This is a genomic window from Ruegeria sp. P8 (assembly GCF_056534665.1).
Genome location: NZ_JBQERC010000024.1, coordinates 1 through 20,339, shown reverse-complemented (window position 1 = coordinate 20,339; position 20,339 = coordinate 1). Strand labels below are relative to the sequence as shown.

The 20,339-nt window shown below is 57.6% G+C and carries 19 protein-coding genes; 4 read left to right on the top strand and 15 right to left on the bottom strand.

Going from position 1 to position 20,339, the window contains the following annotated elements; genetic code table 11:
- Window positions 1-111 precede the first annotated feature (111 nt).
- The 15 genes from ACR0BZ_RS18325 to ACR0BZ_RS18255 all read right to left on the bottom strand — a co-directional run bounded on the left by ACR0BZ_RS18325 (window position 112) and on the right by ACR0BZ_RS18255 (window position 16,711).
- Window positions 112-1,353, bottom strand: coding sequence for an acyl-CoA dehydrogenase family protein (locus tag ACR0BZ_RS18325; RefSeq protein ID WP_480507706.1), 1,242 nt, complete (start codon window positions 1,351-1,353; stop codon window positions 112-114).
- 324 nt (window positions 1,354-1,677) lie between these two features.
- Complete coding sequence (locus ACR0BZ_RS18320) at window positions 1,678-2,439, bottom strand: Phenylacetic acid catabolic protein (protein WP_480920950.1); 762 nt, start codon at window positions 2,437-2,439, stop codon at window positions 1,678-1,680.
- A 13-nt stretch (window positions 2,440-2,452) separates the two neighbouring features.
- Window positions 2,453-3,526, bottom strand: coding sequence for a 2Fe-2S iron-sulfur cluster-binding protein (locus ACR0BZ_RS18315; RefSeq protein WP_480559103.1), 1,074 nt, complete (start codon window positions 3,524-3,526; stop codon window positions 2,453-2,455).
- A gap of 13 nt (window positions 3,527-3,539) precedes the next feature.
- A complete protein-coding gene (gene paaD / locus ACR0BZ_RS18310; RefSeq protein ID WP_480559101.1) occupies window positions 3,540-4,001 on the bottom strand; it encodes a 1,2-phenylacetyl-CoA epoxidase subunit PaaD in 462 nt (153 codons plus the stop codon).
- A gap of 6 nt (window positions 4,002-4,007) precedes the next feature.
- Window positions 4,008-4,766, bottom strand: a complete 759-nt coding sequence (paaC, locus tag ACR0BZ_RS18305; RefSeq protein WP_480920949.1) for a 1,2-phenylacetyl-CoA epoxidase subunit PaaC — start codon at window positions 4,764-4,766, stop codon at window positions 4,008-4,010.
- Window positions 4,766-5,050 carry a 1,2-phenylacetyl-CoA epoxidase subunit PaaB gene (gene paaB / locus ACR0BZ_RS18300; RefSeq protein WP_209507558.1) on the bottom strand — a complete coding sequence of 95 codons (285 nt, stop codon included), beginning with the start codon at window positions 5,048-5,050 and terminating at the stop codon, window positions 4,766-4,768. The genes paaC and paaB overlap by 1 nt, the downstream gene beginning before the upstream one ends.
- A gap of 23 nt (window positions 5,051-5,073) precedes the next feature.
- Complete coding sequence (gene paaA / locus ACR0BZ_RS18295) at window positions 5,074-6,051, bottom strand: 1,2-phenylacetyl-CoA epoxidase subunit PaaA (protein WP_480476985.1); 978 nt, start codon at window positions 6,049-6,051, stop codon at window positions 5,074-5,076.
- 15 nt (window positions 6,052-6,066) lie between these two features.
- On the bottom strand, window positions 6,067-7,269 hold the full coding sequence (gene pcaF, locus ACR0BZ_RS18290) for a 3-oxoadipyl-CoA thiolase (protein ID WP_480920948.1): 1,203 nt from the start codon (window positions 7,267-7,269) through the stop codon (window positions 6,067-6,069).
- Window positions 7,270-7,459: 190 nt separating this feature from the next.
- Complete coding sequence (locus ACR0BZ_RS18285; protein WP_480484856.1) at window positions 7,460-8,275, bottom strand: PaaX family transcriptional regulator C-terminal domain-containing protein; 816 nt, start codon at window positions 8,273-8,275, stop codon at window positions 7,460-7,462.
- A 62-nt stretch (window positions 8,276-8,337) separates the two neighbouring features.
- Entirely contained in the window at window positions 8,338-10,368 is a 2,031-nt protein-coding gene (gene paaZ / locus ACR0BZ_RS18280; protein ID WP_480920947.1) for a phenylacetic acid degradation bifunctional protein PaaZ, read from the bottom strand.
- A 119-nt stretch (window positions 10,369-10,487) separates the two neighbouring features.
- The gene (locus ACR0BZ_RS18275; protein ID WP_480920946.1) at window positions 10,488-11,675 is read right to left on the bottom strand and encodes a cytochrome P450; all 1,188 of its coding nucleotides are present in this window, start codon (window positions 11,673-11,675) and stop codon (window positions 10,488-10,490) included.
- Entirely contained in the window at window positions 11,675-13,027 is a 1,353-nt protein-coding gene (locus ACR0BZ_RS18270; RefSeq protein WP_480478172.1) for a TRAP transporter large permease, read from the bottom strand. The genes ACR0BZ_RS18275 and ACR0BZ_RS18270 overlap by 1 nt, the downstream gene beginning before the upstream one ends.
- Window positions 13,024-13,530: a TRAP transporter small permease gene (locus ACR0BZ_RS18265; protein ID WP_209507551.1), complete on the bottom strand. Its 507-nt coding sequence runs from the start codon at window positions 13,528-13,530 to the stop codon at window positions 13,024-13,026. The genes ACR0BZ_RS18270 and ACR0BZ_RS18265 overlap by 4 nt, the downstream gene beginning before the upstream one ends.
- Window positions 13,531-13,587: 57 nt before the next feature.
- On the bottom strand, window positions 13,588-14,607 hold the full coding sequence (locus ACR0BZ_RS18260) for a TRAP transporter substrate-binding protein (RefSeq protein WP_480901048.1): 1,020 nt from the start codon (window positions 14,605-14,607) through the stop codon (window positions 13,588-13,590).
- Between the two features lie 70 nt (window positions 14,608-14,677).
- Window positions 14,678-16,711 carry an FAD-dependent oxidoreductase gene (locus tag ACR0BZ_RS18255; protein WP_480920945.1) on the bottom strand — a complete coding sequence of 678 codons (2,034 nt, stop codon included), beginning with the start codon at window positions 16,709-16,711 and terminating at the stop codon, window positions 14,678-14,680.
- Window positions 16,712-16,814: 103 nt separating this feature from the next.
- On the opposite strand from ACR0BZ_RS18255, the gene paaG reads away from it, so the two are divergent.
- The 4 genes from paaG to ACR0BZ_RS18235 are packed head-to-tail and all read left to right on the top strand — an operon-like array spanning window position 16,815 to window position 19,963.
- Window positions 16,815-17,600 (top strand): 2-(1,2-epoxy-1,2-dihydrophenyl)acetyl-CoA isomerase PaaG, encoded by a 786-nt coding sequence (gene paaG / locus ACR0BZ_RS18250; RefSeq protein ID WP_480920944.1) that lies wholly within the window; start codon window positions 16,815-16,817, stop codon window positions 17,598-17,600.
- 2 nt (window positions 17,601-17,602) lie between these two features.
- The gene (gene paaI, locus ACR0BZ_RS18245) at window positions 17,603-18,028 is read left to right on the top strand and encodes a hydroxyphenylacetyl-CoA thioesterase PaaI (RefSeq protein WP_480484868.1); all 426 of its coding nucleotides are present in this window, start codon (window positions 17,603-17,605) and stop codon (window positions 18,026-18,028) included.
- Window positions 18,029-18,052: 24 nt separating this feature from the next.
- A complete protein-coding gene (paaK, locus tag ACR0BZ_RS18240) occupies window positions 18,053-19,363 on the top strand; it encodes a phenylacetate--CoA ligase PaaK (RefSeq protein WP_267365260.1) in 1,311 nt (436 codons plus the stop codon).
- A gap of 3 nt (window positions 19,364-19,366) precedes the next feature.
- Window positions 19,367-19,963, top strand: coding sequence for a TetR/AcrR family transcriptional regulator (locus ACR0BZ_RS18235; RefSeq protein WP_480920943.1), 597 nt, complete (start codon window positions 19,367-19,369; stop codon window positions 19,961-19,963).
- Window positions 19,964-20,339 lie beyond the last annotated feature (376 nt).

The following is a 20,339-nucleotide window of genomic DNA, read 5'->3' as shown; positions in this document are numbered from 1 at the left end:
ATTTTCGCAGGACGTCCTGTCCTTCGCTTCCTACCCCCTGCCGCGGGACAAATACCCAGTTTATGCCGCTCAAACAAAGCAGGGCGCGCAAGACCTGATGCCGCCCCCGGCCTAGCGCGATGGCGGGGTCAACCATTGGGCCGACATGCCAAAATTCGAGTTCTTCAACTCTTGCTTGGCAATCGCCTGCAAATGCACCTCGTCCGGCCCATCCGCGTATCGCAACGCGCGTGCCCAGGTATAGCTGTCGGCCAGCGGTGTATCCGGGGTCATGCCCATCGCCCCAAAGACCTGCATCGCGCGATCCGTGACAGCAGCATGCACATTGGGTGCCACCACCTTGATCAATGAAATTTCACGGAACGCTTCTTTGGCGCCCACCTGATCAATCTTCCAGGCTGCTTTCAGGGTCAGCAACCGCGCCTGTTCGATCTCTAACCGGGATTTGGCGATCCACTCGCGGATCACGCCCTGTTCTGCAAGCTGCTTGCCAAACGCTTTCCGTTCCTGCGCGCGTTCGACCATCAGGTTAAGCGCCATTTCCGCCGCACCGATCGAACGCATGCAATGGTGGATGCGACCGGGACCAAGCCGGGCCTGCGCCAGAGCGAACCCGCTGCCTTCCTCGCCCAAAAGATTGCTGACCGGAACGCGCACATCCTTGAAGACCAGCTCGGCATGGCCTTCGGGGTCGTGCATGTTCAGAATGGTGGGGTTGCGAACAATCTCAAAACCGGGCGTGTCCTTCGGGACAATGACCATGCTTTGTTGTTTGTGCCGATCCGCATTGGGATCCGTTTTACCCATGACGATAAACAATCTGGTGTTCGGGTGACAGGCGTTCGTGATGAACCACTTGCGGCCATTGATGACGTATTCGTCCCCCTCACGCCGTATCGAAGTGGTAATATTGGTCGCGTCCGAACTGGCCACATCCGGTTCAGTCATCGCAAAAGAGGATCGGATTTCACCGTTCAACAGCGGCACCAGCCATGTCTCGCGCTGTTCCGGGGTGGCGAACATGTGCAACAGTTCCATATTGCCGGTATCCGGCGCACTGCAATTGAACACTTCCGAAGACCAGGCCACCTGCCCCATAAGTTCGGCCAGCGGCGCGTATTCCAGATTGCTCAGCCGGGTGCCGGGTTCATCGTCGCGCAGGCTGGGCAGGAACAAGTTCCACAACCCTTCGGCCCGGGCCAACGCCTTGAGATCTTCCATAAACGAAACCGGGAAACCGCCTGCCGCCATTTCTTCTTTGTGATCGCGTATGCGCGGGTAGATATGCGCCTCCATAAACGCTTTCAGGTGGTCATACATTTCCGTGGCGCGCGGCGATGGGGCAAAATCCATGGCGGTTCCTTCCGGTGCGTTGTGGCGGTGATGTCCTCAAACTCTGCTCGCGCCAGAACGGCCGCCAAGGCACTATCTTCTGGTGAGTTTTATCTGGCGCTTGATTACGCTCAGTTTGCGCAATCACTCGGATATGAAAAGAGGAAAATACCAATACCGCAACCTGCCGGCGTGAAACGTCAGGTCATTGCTCTCAGAACCTGGTGGACCAACAATACCTAAGGGGATGAACGGGCCGCATTCGGAGATTTGCACCGCCGGGCGAGTTTCACATCGCCCGCGCCCGGAATTGCCTCTCAACCCGCCTTTGGCGTTCACACTGAACTAGACCGGTGGTTTCAGGCCCAGCTGTTTCACGGCGGCACCTGCTGTCTGAACCCAACGCTCTTTCAGTGCGTTGTTGCCATTGTGGCGCAAGCCCAGCGATTTCAGAAGCTCAAACCGTTTCAGATCATCGCCACCAAAGGACACAGCGACACGGGGCCACCAATAGTTAACCGCGCCCTGCATCTGCTCTGTCTCTCCGTTCATGGAAAGCTTTACAGCACCTTCCAATGCCAACGCGCCATGATGGGCTTCGACCGGGGCGATGCTGCGGAAAGCTTCAGCCAACGGTTGATAGGAAACCATTGAAAACTCGGCCAGTTGTTCCATGACCGCACGGCTCATCAGCAGGTTCATGATGACCGCGTCGGTCCAGCCCGAGATCGGATAATTGAATACGGCAAGACGCATGTCATGTGCGCTGCGGGTCGCGCCGATATCTGCGTCACGATTCAGGCGAGCCGTCCACGGATGATGTGTGGCATATCTCTCGGTATCGGCCCCAAACTCACCCATTATCCTGAGAACCTGATCGGCGTGATCCGTTTTCTCAAGAACAATCCTGGCGGCTGCGATCCGTTCCTTGATGCCCGGACCCTGATTGATGATGTCGGCGAATCCGGCAGCACCGGCAAGTTCGCTGTCCACGAACGTGGCCATCAGCTTCATGAGTTCGGCGCGGTAGCGTGGCGGAACATTGGTTGGGTTGGTCAGCACACCGCCTGCGGCCAGATAGCTGTCGAGTGTCATGGTGTCAGTCATCGGTCTTCTCCCTTTACTGGTCGTAGTCCACGACCACGCGGTCGGTGACCGGATAGGCCTGACAGCTCAGCACATAGCCTTTTTCAACCTCGTAATCCTCTAGCGCGTGATTGGCGAGCATCTCGACCTCGCCTTCCAGAACGCGGCAGCGGCAGGTTGAACAGACACCGGCCTTACAGGCGTATGGGGCGTCCATGGCATTTTCCAAGGCTGCGTCCAGAATGGATTGGTCCTTGGGCAGAGTTATCGTCTGAGTGGACCCATCAAGAGTAATTGATGCACTGGTTTGGTTCGCCTGCGTGCCCGAATCTGCCGCACCTTCCTTGCGTTTGGCCCGGCCCGGCTGAGCGCTGGCAAAGAGTTCAAACTTGATCTGCCTGTCGTCAAGACCATGCGCGCGCAGCGCGGCAGCGATCCCCAGCATCATCGGCTCGGGACCGCAGATAAAAGCTGTGTCCACGTTCTGAATATCGACCCAATGTTCGAACAAGTCAGCGCATTTTTCCTGCGTCACCAGACCGGTGAACAGGTCGATCTCCTGTGCATCCGCCTCAAGAATATGGATAACGTTCAGGCGGCCCATATAGAGGTTTTTCAGGTCTTCCAGCTCCTCGCGGAACATGATCGTGTTGATGCCCTTGTTGGCGTAGATCAGCGTAAAGCGGGATTTGGGTTCGCGGGTCAGTGTTGTCTTCAGGATCGACAGAACCGGCGTGATGCCAGAGCCGCCAGCGAAGCCAAGGTATTGTTTATCTGCATTCGCATCGATCGGAGTGTGAAAGCTGCCCATCGGTGGCATCGCCTGCACTACGTCCCCGACGTTAAGCTCGGAATTGGCCCAACTGGAGAATGCACCGCCCTCGACACGTTTGATCCCGACTTGCAGTACCCCGTCATCCTTGCCCGCACAAATGGAGTAGGACCGGCGCAGCTCTTCTCCGTCAAAGTCGCGGCGAAACGTCAGGTATTGGCCTGCGGTGAAATCGAACTGATCCGCCGCGCCGTTGACAGGCTCAAGCGTCACGACAACCGCATCGCGGATGGTTTTGTGGATGTCGGTGACTTTCAGGTCATGAAAACGTGCCATCCGGTGCTCCTCCTCAGATGCACTTGAAATAGTCAAAGGGTTCCAGACAGTCGGTGCAGCGCCAATGGGCCTTGCACGGGGTCGAACCGAACTGGCTGACCTTTTCAACTGCTTTACTGCCGCAATGCGGGCAGCGCTCTGGCCCGCCCGCCGGTTGTGGCGGGGCGATGCCAAACTCTTCCAGCTTGGCGCGGCCTTTTTCGCTCAGCCAATCGGTTGTCCAGGCTGGAGAGATGCAGGTTTCGATCCGCACGTCTTTGACGCCGTGATCGTGCAAAGCGGTTTCGATATCCATGCTGATGACGGATGTTGCCGGACAGCCCGAATAGGTTGGTGTGACCGTCACGAGCAGCGTTTCGGCATCCCAACGCACATCGCGCACGATCCCGAGATCGACAACCGAGATTACCGGAATCTCGGGATCCGGTACGGCATCCAGCCAATCCCAGATCTGGTCGGTCGAGTGGCGTTGCATCACATGTTACCAGCTTGCACCGGGGTATGCGCGCTGCAACCACTGCATCTGGGTCAAAAGGTGCCCCAGGTGTTCTGTATGCATGCGCCCGTCCCGCCCGCCTTTGTGGGCAAATCGGCTTTCCGGAAGGGTCAATGTCGCCTTGGCCAGAACCCGTTTGACCAGCGCATCATATTCTTCGCGCAGATCGGCCGGGTTTGGCGCAATCCCGGCCGCAGCCATCTGAGCGTCGATGTCATCGCTGACAAACATCTCGCCCACATAGGGCCAGAGGTAATCCAGCGCTGCCTGCATCCGGGTGTGGCTTTCTTCGGTTCCATCACCCAGACCTACAACCGTTTCTGCCGAACGCTCCAGATGATAGGCGACTTCCTTGCTGGCTTTGGCAGCAATCGCGGCGACACGATCGTCAGAGGATGTCAGAAGACGGCCGAGCATGACCGAATGCCAGGCATCGAACAGGAACTGGCGCATCAGGGTGCGGCCGAAATCACCGTTCGGAACCTCGACCAGCAACACATTGCGGAAATCCCACGCGTCGCGCAGAAATGCCAGATCATCGGCGGTTTTGCCGCCCCCTATCTCGCCGGCAAGGCCAAGCCACATCTGGGTCTGCCCAATCAGGTCCAGCGCCGTGTTGGCCAATGCAATATCCTCCTCCAACACTGGCGCATGGCCGCACCATTCACTGACGCGATGGCCCAGGATCAGGGTATTGTCCCCCATCCGCAGCAGGAACTGCTGAAACGCTTCGTCGCGGGTCATCACATCGCCCCCACTTCTTCGGGGATGTCGAAAAAGGTCGGGTGGCGGTACACTTTGCTTTCGCTGGGCTCATACAACGGGCCTTTGTCGCTGGGCGACGAGGCCGAGATGTTGTTGGCTTCTACCACCCAAATCGACACGCCTTCGTTGCGGCGGGTGTAAACATCGCGTGCATTCTTGATCGCCATTTCCGCGTCCGGGGCATGCAGCGAGCCGACATGTCGGTGGCTCATGCCATGTTGACCGCGGATGAAGATTTCCCACAGGGGCCATTCGGTATTCATCGGGTTTCCTCCTCAGGGTAAGCTTATTCGGCGGCCAGATTGCCAGCCTGTTTCTTGCGCGCGTGGGCCAACAGCCCGTCACGCACCCATTTGCCGTCATCCCAGGCCTTGTTGCGCGCCGCCAGACGGTCGACGTTGCAGGGGCCGTTGCCCTTGATCACATCGAAGAATTCCGACCAATCCGGCTCTGAGAAATCGTAATGCCCGCGCTCCTCGTTCCACTTCAGGTTCGGGTCGGGGATTGTCAGACCCAGATATTCGGCCTGTGGGACGGTCTGGTCGACGAATTTCTGGCGCAGCTCATCATTGGTGTTGATCTTGATCTTCCAGGCCATCGACTGCGCTGAGTGGACGGAATCCTTGTCGGACGGTCCAAACATCATCAGCGACGGGTACCAGAAGCGGTTCATCGCGTCCTGCGCCATCTTGCGCTGCTCGGGCGTGCCTTCGGCCATCTTGCGGATCGCATCGTAGCCCTGACGTTGGTGAAAACTCTCTTCCTTGCAGATGCGGATCATGGCGCGTGAGTACGGCCCGTAGGATGTCCGCTGCAGCGGAACCTGATTCATGATCGCCGCCCCGTCAACCAGCCAACCAACCGCGCCGATATCGGCCCAGTTCAGGGTCGGATAGTTGAAGATCGACGAGTATTTCATGCGACCATCCAGCAGCATCTCGGTGATCTCATCGCGGCTGACACCCAGTGTTTCGGCCGCACAATACAGGTAGAGCCCATGGCCGGCTTCATCCTGCACCTTGGCCAGAAGGATCGCCTTGCGTTGCAGCGTCGGCGCACGTGTGATCCAGTTCCCTTCGGGCAATTGCCCGACGATCTCGGAATGCGCGTGCTGTCCGATCTGGCGGATCAGCGTCTTGCGATACCCCTGAGGCATCCAGTCCTTGGGTTCGATCTTGATATCCGCGTCGATCCGCGCCTGAAATTCAGCAAGCTTTTCAGGATCATCGTTTGACGCCTCGGATTCCACCATCTGGGCATACATGTCCCGTCTCCTCCGTTACACGCGTTCAAGAATAAGTGCAGCGCCTTGCCCGACGCCGACGCACATTGTGCAAAGCGCATAGCGCCCTTTGGTGCGTTTCAGTTGGTACGCTGCGGTCAACACAAGTCGGGCGCCGCTCATCCCCAATGGATGACCAAGGGCGATTGCACCGCCATTCGGGTTCACATGAGCTGCGTCATCGGGCAGGCCAAGCTCTCGCAGCGTTGCCAGACCTTGCGACGCAAACGCCTCGTTCAATTCGATCACATCCATCTGGTCGATGCTCAGCCCCGCGCGCGCCAAAACCTTTCGGCTGGCAGGAACCGGACCAATACCCATGACCCGAGGCTCGACGCCCGCGACAGACATACCAACCACACGGGCAATCGGGGTCAAACCATTCTTTGCCACTGCCACTTCATTCGCCATCAGGATCGCGGCGGCACCGTCATTCACGCCCGAGGCATTCCCAGCGGTCACAGTTTTGTCCGGCCCGTTTACACCCTTGAGGCCCGAGAGTTTTTCCGCGGTGGTTCCCGGGCGAGGATGTTCATCCGTATCGACAACAATCGGATCGCCCTTGCGCTGCGGAATTGAAACCGGTGTGATTTCCTCTTGGAACACGCCTGCCGCGTGCGCCGCAGCCCATCGTGCCTGACTGCGCGCGGCAAAGGCGTCCTGGTCTTCACGGCTGATCCCATAATCTTCAGCGACATTGTCAGCCGTTTGCGGCATGGAATCGACGCCATACTGCTGCTTTAGCCTTGGGTTCACAAAGCGCCAGCCAATCGTGGTGTCGTAAACCGCATTGCTGCGCGTAAACGCCGACGTCGCTTTGGGCATTACAAACGGTGCGCGCGACATGCTTTCCACGCCACCCGCAACAGCAAGATCATAATCGCCTGCCTTGATACCACGCGCCGCCATTCCGACGGCATCCATACCACTGGCGCACAAGCGGTTTATCGTTGTTCCCGGCACGTCCGTCGGCAATCCGGCAAGCAGAGCCGCCATCCGGGCAACGTTGCGATTGCTCTCTCCTGCCTGGTTGGCATCGCCATAAATGACGTCATCCACACTGGTCCAGTCGACTTGCGGGTTGCGCGCCATCAGGGCCGCCAGCGGGATAGCCGCCAGATCATCTGTGCGAACCGATGAAAGCGCTCCACCATACCGCCCAATCGGGGTGCGGGTTGCGTCGCAGATGAAGGCGTCCATCAATTGGGTCTCCTGTTGGAACACAAGTCATTAACCGTCTGGTCGGTTAATAAATGCTCAATCGATTCGGCGCAAGCATTATGTTACCACGTAATCGCTTCTGTCAGCTTTCTGTAACATTAAATGGCACTTCTTTCACATCCGTCTTCCAACCCCCAAGAGCGCCATCCCGAGCTCGGCAAAAAACGAGTCAACCACCCGCCGCAGATTCCAGCGTTGCAAGATCCGGTTTGGACAATTGTCCCAGCAGTCGGGACACCGCCGCGCGACACTCCGCGCCCTTCCAATCGGCGGGCAAAAAGGCCGGAGGCAGGGACGGATGGCGCAGGACCAAACGACGCCACCCATGCACAATCAATACGCGCAGCACCGCTATTTTAAGCGGATCGCCGACGCCATCGACAGGCAGCATTTGCTCGGTGATTTGAATGGAATGCAAAAACTGATCATAGGCAGACTTCAGCACTTCAGGGCCACAAAGGTCGCGCAGCCAGCCGGGGATCGAAGTAGCGCTGCTTTCAACACCCAGCAGTTCTTCAAGGTTCTCCGGGACGGGTCCTGCCGACATGGCTGTTGTGTGGTTAACTGAAATATAGTCTCCAGTAAGCATCAGATCTGCCAGCTCTTTTCGCGAACTTTCTGAACTGCTGGCAACAAGCACATGCCAGGTTTCTGGCGTATTCGTCTCGCTGGAATAGATGCGCGGGGCAGCGGCGGCGCTTTGACTGCGGCCATATTCGGTCAGTCTGTGCACGCTGTTTCGCCCGACCCGCGTGCTTTCGATCCAGCCTTCCTTGCGCAGCCTGTGCAGCGCAACACGCGTGGCTTCGGCCTTGATCCCCGCAAGGTTGGTCAGTGCTGTGATCAACGCGCCGCTAACCTGGTCAGACCCGCTCTGGGCCAGATCACCGAATATCGTGACCAGAACTGACCACACACGTTGCGTGCCAGTTGTGGTCAACTGGCTGACGCAGGTTTCGAACCATTCTGGAGCCGTATCTTTCATAAGCACAGTATAATCGGGCCGGAGGGAAATGCCATCCAGCCCCTGCGCACCTGCACTTGTGCCTAGTAGGCAACCATGGTCAGCAACTCGTATTCTGCGACCAGCTCATCATCCTGCTGTGTCAGGGTAACGTGCCAGCGAACCTCGCCGTAGTCATCATTGCGCTTGGTCTTGTGCTTGACCGTCAAACGCACCTTGATGGTGTCACCTGCCTCGACCGGTTTCATGAAACGCAGCCCGTCAAGACCGGTATTTGCCAAAACCGGCCCCTCGTTCGGTTCGACGAACAATCCGGCTGCGAAAGACAACAGCAAGTATCCATGTGCAACGCGACCCGGGAAGAACGGGTTACGTTCCGCCGCCGCCTGATCCATATGCGCATAGAAGGTATCACCGGTGAAGTTGGCGAAGTGTTCAATGTCCTCCATGGTGATGGTTCTTGGCGCCGTGTAAAGGGTCTCACCAATCGACAGATCGTGAAACCGGCGGGTAAAGGGATGAGCAGGACCTTCGATTTCGGTCGCGCCAGGCACCCATTTCCGGCCAATCGCTGTCAGCAGATCGGGCGAACCCTGAATGGCGGTGCGCTGCATATAGTGTTTCACACCCCGTACCCCGCCCATTTCTTCGCCGCCACCAGCGCGTCCCGGACCGCCATGAACCATGTGCGGCAGAGGAGAACCATGACCGGTGGATTCCTTCATCGAGTCACGGTTGTTGAAATACAGACGCCCGTGATACGCCCCTGATCCCATGGCAACCTGTCGCGCAACCTCGGGATCATGGGTGATCACCGACGCCACCAAAGAGCCCTGCCCACGGTTCGCCAGCTCGATGGCATGGTCAAGATCGCGATACCCCATCACTGTGCTGACCGGACCAAAGGCTTCGGTGTCGTGCACGCGCTGCGCCGCGTCAGGATTGGCGCAATGGAAGAGAATGGGCGGCAGGAACGCACCCTTTTCGGCATCAGCGCCCTCAACCGCGAAATCATCGGGGTTGCCGAAGACACGCTCGGCCTCTTGCCCAAGGATAGCAGCCTTTTCCAGAACATCACGCTTCTGACCGTTCGAAACCAACGCACCCATGCGGGTGGTTTCCAGCTTTGGGTCACCGATGACCGTTTTCGCCAGTCGCGCCGACAACGCTTCGATTACCGCCTGTACCTGCGGTTCGGGCGCGATGATCCGACGGATTGCGGTGCATTTCTGCCCTGCCTTCGTGGTCATCTCGCGCTGGACTTCCTTCACGAAGAGGTCAAATTCCGGCGTGCCCGGCGCGGCATCGGGGCCAAGGATCGAACAGTTTAGGCTGTCCTGTTCCGCGACAAACCGTACCGAGTTCTCAAGGATCACCGGGTTGGAGCGCAGTTTCAGGGCTGTATCGGCGGATCCGGTAAAGCTGACCACGTCCTGCATGGTCAGACGGTCCAGCATGTCACCCAAACCACCCGAGACCAACTGCAATGCACCCGCTGGCAAGATGCCGGACTCAAGCATCAACCGAACACATAGCTCGGTCACATAACACGAGCTCGTGGCGGGTTTTACAATCGCCGGAACGCCCGCCAGAAGGGTTGGGGCAAGCTTTTCCAGCATCCCCCAAACCGGAAAATTGAACGCGTTGATGTGAATTGCCACACCTTGCAGCGGGGTGCAGATGTGCTGCCCCAGGAAAGTGCCGTTGCGCGAAAGCTGCTCGACATCGCCATCCAGATAGACATGACCGTCCGGCATTTCACGACGGCCTTTTGCGGCAAAGACAAACATCGTTCCGATGCCGCCGTCGATATCAATCATATGATCCGATTGCGTGGCACCGGTGTTGAAAGACAAGTCATACATCGCCTGCTTGTGCTGACCCAAATGGACGGACAGCGCCTTGAGCATTTTGGCCCGTTCATGGAACGTCATATTGCGCAGTGCCGGCCCCCCGACATTGCGCGCATAGTCCAACATCCCCTGTACATCCAAAGCATTGTTACCCGCTGTGGCGATAACCTCGCCGGTCACAGCGCTAGCTATCGCGCGGGCACCCTCGCCGGGCAAAACCCACTCACCGGCTGCAAAGCTGGAAATCTGTTGGATAGTCATGAGCGTCTCCTCATCTTTGTCGCGATCCCCGCCCTGCCACAAGCCGGTCTCGTGAAATCATATTTTAAACCGTACGGTCGGTCAATAAATTACCAAGCATTTTTCCTAAGCCGGGTTATTCACACCCGCGCGAGTAAACGTGCAAACCCCCGAAACCGGATACGCCCGCCCCGTTCGGCGCCGTCGGTGATGCGATAGTCTGGAAAACGGGCCAAGAACCGGCCCACGGCCACCCGGCCCTCCAGACGCGCGAGGGTCAGACCAACGCAGGTATGAGGCCCTCCGGCAAAGGCGTGATGCTTGTTGGGGCGTCTGTCCAAGATCATCTCGTCGGGCTGGTCAAACTGCCGTGGATCACGGTTGGCCGCACCGATACACAGATGAACATCAGTACCAGCCGGAATGGACTGACCGTGGAACACAACATCAACGGTGGTCAGACGATTACCGAACTGGTTCGGGCTTTCCAGCCGCAGAAACTCGTCCACCGCCGAACCGATCAGATCCGGGTCGGCCAGCAACTCCGCCCGCTTGTCGCGGTGCCGGTCCAACAACTCCAATGCGTTGCCGATCAGGTTCGTTGTGGTCTCATGCCCCGCATTCAGGATGAATATGCAGTTCTGATACAGCTCTACCTCGGTCAGGCCACCATCCGTGTCGTCCTGGATCAGCCGGGTGAGGACATCCGTTGCCGGATCTCCGGGGTTGGCGCGGCGATCCTCGATGATATGCCGCAGGAAGCCCTTGAAGTCCGAGACCGAGCGGTTACCCCACTCTTCCTGCTCTGGCGTCAATTGCGGCTCCAAAGCACCAAGAATGGCGAGAGACCAATCGCGCAATGGCCCGCGTTCGGATCGTGGTATACCCAGCAGATTGCCGATGATCTCAATCGGGATTGCTCCGGCAAAATCCTCGATCAGTTCGACATTGCCTTTGACCTGCATCTCGTCCAGCAGCCCATCGACAAGCTGGATCAGACCCGGTTCCATTTGCGCCAACGCGCGCGGGTTCATCGCGCCGACCATTACCTTGCGAACACGGGTATGCAGCGGCGGGTCATTAAACACCAGACTGGTGGTGTGGTGTTCATACAAGGGGCTGTCGACCCCGTATTTTGGACCAAATACCGCTTTCTTGTCCGATATGAACCGCGTGATGTCCCGGTAAATAAGGTCCAGATCCTCGTACCGAGACAGAATAACCGATCCGTCAGGCTGCCAGCAGACGGGCGTATCCTCGCGCAGCGCGGCGTAGGCAGGATAGGGATCTGTGTGATACCCGTCAGGAAGCGCGGTCAGAGAGAACATCAGTGCCCCATCGCCCCCATTTGTTCAGGCAGAACCAACACCAACCACGGCACCAGAACGATCAGGGCCAGCCGGAAGATATCCGCCACCCAGAACGGAGTGACACCCTTGAAGATTGTTCCGGTTGATACATCCCCGACCACACCTTTCAGAATAAAGACATTCAAGCCGACGGGAGGAGTGATCAGGCTGATTTCAGTCACCACAACCACAACAATACCAAACCAGATCGGGTCATACCCCAACGATGTGACCAACGGGAAGAAGATCGGCACCGTCAGCAGCAGCATCGACAGGGATTCAAAGACGCAACCCAAAATGATGTAGATTCCAAGGATCATCAGGATCACCACAAAAGGTTCAACGTCATAGGCCGTAACCAACGCGATGAGCGCTTCAGGCAGACCGGCAAGGTTGATGAAATTCGAAAAGATCTGTGCCCCGATCAGAACGGAAAACAATGCCGCGGCGGTATAGGTGGTTTCCTTCAGCACCTCAAAAGTCGACCCCAAAGTAAGCCCGCCTCGTGACAGCGCGATCAGGAAAGCGCCCATTGCGCCCATGCCTGCCGCCTCGGTCGGGCTGAAGGTCAGGTTCAGTGGATGAAAATCGAATGCACCGTACAATCCGCCAATCACCAGAAAGAACAGCAGCAATACGGCCCAGACTGAGCGCACCGCCGACAGACGCTCGGCCCAGCCGTGACGTTCACCCGCCGGTCCCGACTCGGGCTTGCGTGCGACGGTCCAGCGGACGGCGAGCAGGTAGAACAGGATGCCAAGCAGACCGGGAATGATACCCGCAACGAAAAGTTTTCCAATCGAGGTTTCGGTCAGCAGCCCGTAGATGACCAGGATCACCGAAGGCGGAATAAGGATACCAAGCGTACCGCCCGCTGCAATCGATGCCGTCGACAGCTCGTCGGAATAGCCATAGCGGCGCATTTCCGGCATTGCGACCTTGGACATGGTGGCCGCCGTTGCCAGAGACGAGCCGCAAATGGCCGAAAAACCTCCGCATGCCGCAACTGTCGCCATGGCGATACCGCCCCGGAAATGACCCAGAAAAGCATTTGAAACTGCGTAAAGCTCGCGCGCAAGACCACCTTTATTCACGAACAAGCCCATAAGGATAAACAGCGGGACGACCGACAGGCCGTAATCCTGCGCCGTGTCGGTGATCTGACGACCCACCATCGACATCGCGGCCTTTAACCCGCGCTCGGACAGAATGCTTCCGCCGCGTTCATAGGCAAAGCCAAGCGTTCCGACCAATCCCATTGCAAACACGATAGGCAAGCGCACCAGCACAAGAACAAGAACAAGAACAAAACCGATCAGTGCAGCGGTCATTGGGGGTGCTCCGACAAGGTATGGGGGGCAAAGAAGTGCAAGAAGCCGGTGATGATCATTGCAACAGCGGTGATCGCTATGAACCCCGAGATGAACCAACCAACATAGAAGACTGGGATCGAAAGATATTCCGTGACGTCCCCGTAATCCCGCGCACGTTCAGCCAATACCCAAACACGCTGAATCGGCCAAAAAAGCATTATGCCAGAAAACAGATACACAATCGCGTCACGTACCCGACTTAACCGCAGGCGTGAAAACAGCCCATCCGTCAAATCCACAGCGATTTGACCCTTCCCTGCCGAGATCATCGGCAAGACCGAGAACACGAGGACGGCCATCAGGATCCGGGTCAGTTCCGTGGCCGCCTCAATCGGGGCATTGAAAACAGAACGTAGGATGACGTCAAAGAAGGTCATCACCATCAGGATGAACAGCGCGGCACAGGCCAGCAGCGTAGGCACGATACTGACGCGACGCGCAAAGGTCACGAGAGATTGCATAACGGGTCCCCAGCGGGTGAAATCGGCTGGCGGATCGCGTCCGCCAGCTCGACTGCGTTATTGCGCAGCCATTTCATTTACGATCATGTCATAGGCTGCCTGGGCGTCGATGCCTGTGCCATTGACTTCGTCGATAACCTTGGCGCGTACATCCGCAGCAATCGCATTGAACTTTTCCAGATCTTCAGCGGATGCGGCATGGATCGCGTTGCCTTCGGTGCCTTCGGTTTCTTCCCGGCCGACCGCATCGATCTCATCCCAGATTTTGCCAATTTCACGGCTCAGTGGTTCACCGAAAACGTTTTCTTCCAGCGCTGCCTGCAGATCGGCGGGCAGGTCAGCAAAGGTGTCCTCGTTCATGATAAAGGCAAACGAACCGCGATACAGGCCGCCAGGGACCTCATAAACGTTCTGGGCCACTTCCGTCAGCTTGAAACCTTTGCGGGATTCAAAGGGCATGACGACGCCGTCTGCGGCCTTGGAGGCCAGGGTTTCATACACTTTCGGTGCAGGAACCTGGATACCGGTTGCACCCAACGCCGTGCCCACGTCACCGCCAACACCGCCGGGGATGCGAACCTTGAGGCCCGAGACTTCGTCCAGCGACGTCACCGGGCTGCTGGAATGCAGCTGAGCCGGACCATGTGTGTGCAAAGCGATCACTTTCACACCACGGTGTTCATCCGCCGCCTTCAAATGTGTGTCATATGCGCGCCAATATGCGACCGACGCAGCCTCGGCCGAGCCTTCATATCCGGGCAGTTCGATCATCTTGGTGGTGACAAACCGGCCCGGCTGATAGCCGTGGAAAATGATCGAGGCATCAGCGGCGCCATCCATGATCAGGTCCATCTGCGCAGGGGGCGGGGCAAGGCCCAGCTTCAGCTCAGCGGTGACCTGACCATCGGTGGCCTCTTCGATCATCTCGACGAATTTCGGCCACATCTTGGCATTGATGCCATGGGTCGGCGGGGCCCAGCTGGAAATGGTCAGCGTATAGTCTGCCGCAAGCGCCACTGTACCTGAAACGGCCAGTGCAGCTGAGGCAAGAAGTGTGCTCAACCTTGTGAATTTCATAGTTCTGTCTCCTCCCTGTGAAACATGAGTCAAGAATGCGTTAATGGTCACTTTTGTAACCATCAACTTGTTAATTGCCTCCAAGACAGCCCGCGACGCGCCAGGAACCGGGGCTTTCCTTGGCTACGGTTTCCATCATTGCGTGCGACGTGTTGGCTCCGATTTCCTTGCAATAGTTCATCGGCCCGCCGCGCCAGCGCGGAAAGCCGTAGCCGTGAATTTGAACCATATCGACGGCTTCCGCGGACTCGGCGATCCCCTGCTGAATGATCAACGCGCCCTCGTTGGCCAGCACCGCCAAGATGCGCGACACGATTTCGTCTTGCGCGTATGCCCGCCGCGTTATGCCCTGATCCGCCGAGTGGGACTCGATCAACGCCTCCACTTCGGGATCGCGGATCGGTTCGCGATGACCCTCTTCATAGCGATACCATCCTTTGCCCGTGCGTTGGCCAAGACGACTCATCTCGCACAGCTGGTCAGCGATCGTCACATAACGTTCGTTCGGATCGCGGGTTGCGGCATTGCGTTTCCGATTGGCCCAGGCGATTTGGAGGCCGGTCAGATCCTGCAGCTCGTAAGGCCCCATGGGCATCCCGAAAGCTCGCATTGCCTGATCCACCTGATAAGGCAACGCCCCATCTGCCAGCAAATAATCGGCCTCGCGCCGATACGCAGCCAACATCCGGTTGCCGATAAATCCATCGCAGATGCCCGACAGGACAGAAACCTTGCGAAGCCTTTTTCCGAGCGCAAACCCTGTGGCGACAACTTCGGGCGAAGTTTGCGGCGTATGCACGACTTCCAACAGCTTCATGACATGGGCAGGGCTGAAGAAGTGCAGGCCAATGCACCGGGATTGATTTTCGATACCCGCGAAAATCTCGACCGGGCTCAGGTAAGACGTGTTCGTGGCCAGAATCGCGTCACGCTGCATATGGCGCGCCAATTCTGCAAAAACCTGTTGCTTGACTGACAAGTCTTCAAACACAGCCTCGATAGCCAACTGAATGTCGGCAGCTTCGGAGTAGCTGTCAACGGCGCGAAATGCAGAAAGGCGTTCCTGTAGCTGCGCTTCGGACATCTTGCCCCGCTTGACTGCCCCCTTTAACAGCCCCTCAACCCGATCATGGGCTGCGGCCGCTGCTTCCATATCCCTCTCGATCAGAGTGACCGAAAGACCGCCATTCAGGGCAGCGGTTGCGATCCCTGCCCCCATCAACCCGCCACCGACAACTGCGATCCGGCTGATATCGCGCGGGGCAACACCTGCGATCATCGAAGGTCTGGCCACCTTGCGCTCGGCAAAAAAGGCGTATCGCAGGGCGCGGCTTTCAGGGCTTTGACGCAGCGCCAGATGGCGCGCACGCTCTTTCGGCTGTGCGAAAGCAAAGGGTTCTGACGACCAGCTGAGCGCGGTCAGGTTTTCCAGCGGTGATTGCTGACCCCTGGCGGTTCTTTTCAAAGCCTGACGGCTCGTCTCCAGAAGGTCAGACGCGAATTCACCGACGGGCCGTTGACTGACAGGTGCCGGGCGCTTTGGCAGGTTGGCGACAAAGTCCAGAGCAGCCGCCGTTGGGTTATCGGCAATCAGGTCAATTCCCCCGAGATTGGCCATTTCCTCGGCTTTCAGGATTTTTCCCGAACAGGCGATGTCGATCGCCGCTTCCATTCCAACTAGGCGCGGCAATCGTTGCGTGCCCCCCGCCCCCGGGATCAGGCCCACATTGACTTCCGGCAGCCCAAAGCTGGTGCCCGGCGCTGCGATCCGCCACGCGCAGGCCATGGCAATTTCAAACCCGCCACCCAACACATTGCCGTGCATACAGGCGATAAACGGCACATTGCTGTCTTCGATCTTCTGAACAACATCAGGCAAATGCGGCTCAGCCGGAGCCGCGTCAAACTCGGACATATCACCGCCTGCGATGAATGTCCGACCGGCGCAGCACAGGACGGCAACCCGAGCTTTCTGAACTGCATCGACCGCGTCGGCCAGACCCTGCCGAACCCCCGTCGAGGTTGCGTTCACCGGCGGGTTGTCGACCGTGACCCAGGCCACGTCGCCCTTAAAGTCAACACTCACCAGCGACGGTTGCGGCATTTGCAATCCCTTTGATCAGTCCAGATTCGGTTCGGGTTTATATATTGACCAACCGTTCGGTTAATGCAATGATTAAGTTGTCACGGGAACAGATGAGACTGCCATGAGCGATACGATCCTTGTACATGATCACGGAAACTGGGTTGAAATAACCCTGAACCGCCCCGACAAGCTGAACTCGTTCAATGAGGAGATGCATCTTGCCCTTCACGACGCGCTGAAGAGCGCGCGCGAAAATGGTGCCCGCGCGATTTTGCTGACCGGCGCAGGGCGCGGTTTTTGTGCGGGTCAGGACCTTGGAGACCGCGATCCCTCGAAAATGGATGGCCCGCCCGACCTGGGCAAAACTGTACGCACTTTCTATGCCCCTTTGGTTCGACTGATCCGGTCTTTGAATTTCCCGGTCGTTTGTGCCGTCAACGGCGTGGCCGCGGGCGCGGGCGCGAACCTTGCACTGGCCTGCGACATGGTTCTGGCCGGGGAAAGCGCGAAGTTCATCCAAAGTTTTTCCAAGGTCGGGTTGATCCCGGACACAGGCGGCAGCTGGCACTTGCCCCGATTGTTGGGCGAGGCGCGCGCTAAGGGGCTGGCCCTGACAGCAATGCCCCTAACCGCCAAACAGGCCGAAGACTGGGGGTTGATCTGGAAGGCGTTTCCCGATGATCAGCTGATGACCGAAGCACGCGCTCTTGCCACGCGACTCGCCAACGGCCCCACCCTTGGCTTGGGTCTGACCAAGCAGTGCATTCAAACAGCAGCCACCACATCCTTGTCCGATCAGCTTGAAATTGAAGCGGACGCAATGAAAACCTGCGGGGAAAGTGCTGATTACGCCGAAGGCGTGTCCAGTTTCCTCGAAAAACGCGCACCGCATTTTCAGGGAAGATAATGATGACCCCAAAAGAACGCGCCCAAAAATCCGCGGCAGCGATGTGGGCCAATGACGAAGCCAGTAAATGGTTCGGGATGGAGCTTGTCGAGGTCGATGAAGGGCGCGCTGTCCTGTCGCTGACTGTTGCGCCGCATCACTGTAACGGACACGGTATTTGCCATGGCGGCGTCACGCACGCTCTTGCTGACAGTGCTTTTGCCTTTGCCTGCAACAGCCGGAATGTTGCAACTGTAGGGCAGCATACAATGGTCAGCTATCTTGCACCGGGACGGAAAGGTGACCGCCTGACTGCCACCGCGACAGAAGTGAACCTGTCCGGTCGCAGCGGCATCTACGACGTCCGCGTCATCAATCAAGACAACACTCTGATCGCTGAGTTTCGCGGCATGTCCCGCGCTATTGGCGGCCAGAATTTTCAAGAATAGTTTCGTGACTGGAGGAGTTACGCGATGAAAGACCTTTCCCCCAACAAAGCGGACCTGGACCCGATCGAAATCGCCTCGATCGACGAAATTCGCGCCACACAGCTTGAGCGGCTGAAGTGGTCCGTGCGCCACGCATATGAAAACGTTCCGATGTACAAACAGCGCTTTGACGAGGCTGGCGTGCATCCTGACGATCTTCAACAGCTTTCGGATCTGTCAAAGTTTCCGTTCACGTATAAAAACGACCTGCGCGACAACTATCCGTTTGGTCTTTTTGCGGTTCCGCGCAGCGAGATAATTCGCCTGCACGCGTCCTCCGGCACAACAGGCAAACCGACAGTGGTCGGCTACACAAAGAATGACATCGACAACTGGGCTGACCTTGGCGCGCGGTCTCTTCGGGCGTCTGGGCTGCGCAAGGGCGACATGGTGCACAATGCCTACGGCTATGGGCTTTTCACCGGTGGGCTAGGTGCCCATTACGGGATCGAACGCCTTGGCGCGACTGTCGTCCCGATGTCGGGCGGACAGACCGAAAAGCAGGTCAACCTGATCAACGATTTCCGTCCTGACGGTATCATGGTTACACCCTCCTACATGCTCAATATCCTTGAACAGTTCCACAAGGCGGGTCTCGACCCACGTGAGAGCTCGCTGAAGGTTGGCGTTTTTGGTGCCGAACCCTGGACTGACGCGATGCGGGCCGAGGTCGAGGCGGCCTTCGACATGCACGCCGTCGATATCTATGGCCTGTCCGAGATCATGGGCCCCGGAGTCGCCAATGAATGCGTTGAAACCAAAGACGGGCCTGTGATCTGGGAGGATCACTTCCTGCCGGAAATCATCGACCCGGCAACCGGGGAAGTCCTGCCCGATGGCGAAACCGGTGAATTGGTGTTCACGACACTGACCAAAGAAGGGCTGCCGATGATCCGCTATCGCACACGCGATCTGACATGCCTGCTGCCAGGGACGGCGCGGTCCATGCGCCGGATGGCAAAAATTACAGGTCGCAGTGACGACATGATGATCCTGCGCGGCGTCAACGTTTTCCCCAGCCAGATCGAGGAACAGGTCATGGCAACGGGCGGTCTTGCCCCCTATTACCAGATCGAGCTCTACAAATCCGGTCGCATGGATGCCATGCGGGTCTTTGTTGAATCCTCCCCCGATTCCACCGACGAGCTGTCAAAAACGGCCGCTGCACGGATGCTGACCAAACGCATCAAGGACGTCGTTGGCGTTTCAACCGAAATTGTAGTAGGTGACCCCGGCGACGTCGAACGCTCTCAGGGCAAGGCGAAGCGCGTTGTAGACAATCGCGATAAGGACTGAGCCGTGGCCCGGACAATTGCCAAAGACCACGACCAAAAGCGGGAACAGATCCTGAAGATGGCGGCAAAAGTGTTTGCCGACCAGGGGTTTGACCGTGCTTCGATGACCCTTTTGGCCAAAGAATGCGGCATCTCGAAAGCAAACATATACCACTACTATGACAGCAAGGATGCCATCCTGTATGACATCCTTGAAACGTACCTGCGTGAGTTGCGGGACCGGATTTGCAGTGTTGATCTGGACGGCCTTAACCCCGAACAGAAACTGCGCAAAGCAGTGCGCGAGATCCTTTTTGCCTATCAGGGTGCAGATGACGAGCACCGGGTTCAGATCAGTGGCATGAGCGCACTGACCGAGCAACAGCAAAAAAGGCTACGGGGCTATCAGCTTGATCTGGTGAACTTTGTACGCGACATACTTCTGGAGTTGTCCCCCGGTTCTTTTGACGGAGCCAAGGACAAGCTTCGGGGAGCGACGATGTCAGTCTTTGGCATGTTAAACTGGTATTACATGTGGAACACCGGCGCAGGCCCCAAAGCCCGCGAGGATTATGCCGATCTGGTGAGCACCCTGACCATGCATGGTGTGCAAAAGCTATAGGCGTGCCCCCTTGGGGAAAACACGCTTGGGGCTGGTCACGTGTGTTATTCTGAAATCTCAGGTCAGACTGGTCGGCTATCCTGAGGCGCGCCAATAAGGACCGTGGCTGCAGCGAGCGCGTGGCCTTCTTTCTTACTTTTTGCGCATCTTCAAATCGTCTAAGAAATTGCGTTTCGCTGCCATGACCTCTTCGTCCGTCATGTTTGATCTGTTCAATTCCAGAAAATACTCTGCGGCTCCAACCGGTTGGACATTCAAGTTACTGACAGGCGTAAGATCATCGGACTGGACCTGTCACGTATTCGTGCCGCTCCAAGTGCTCGTTTAAGCCACTTTCCTTTCGAAAGCGACGGGGCTTTTCCAGCCTAAGGCCGAG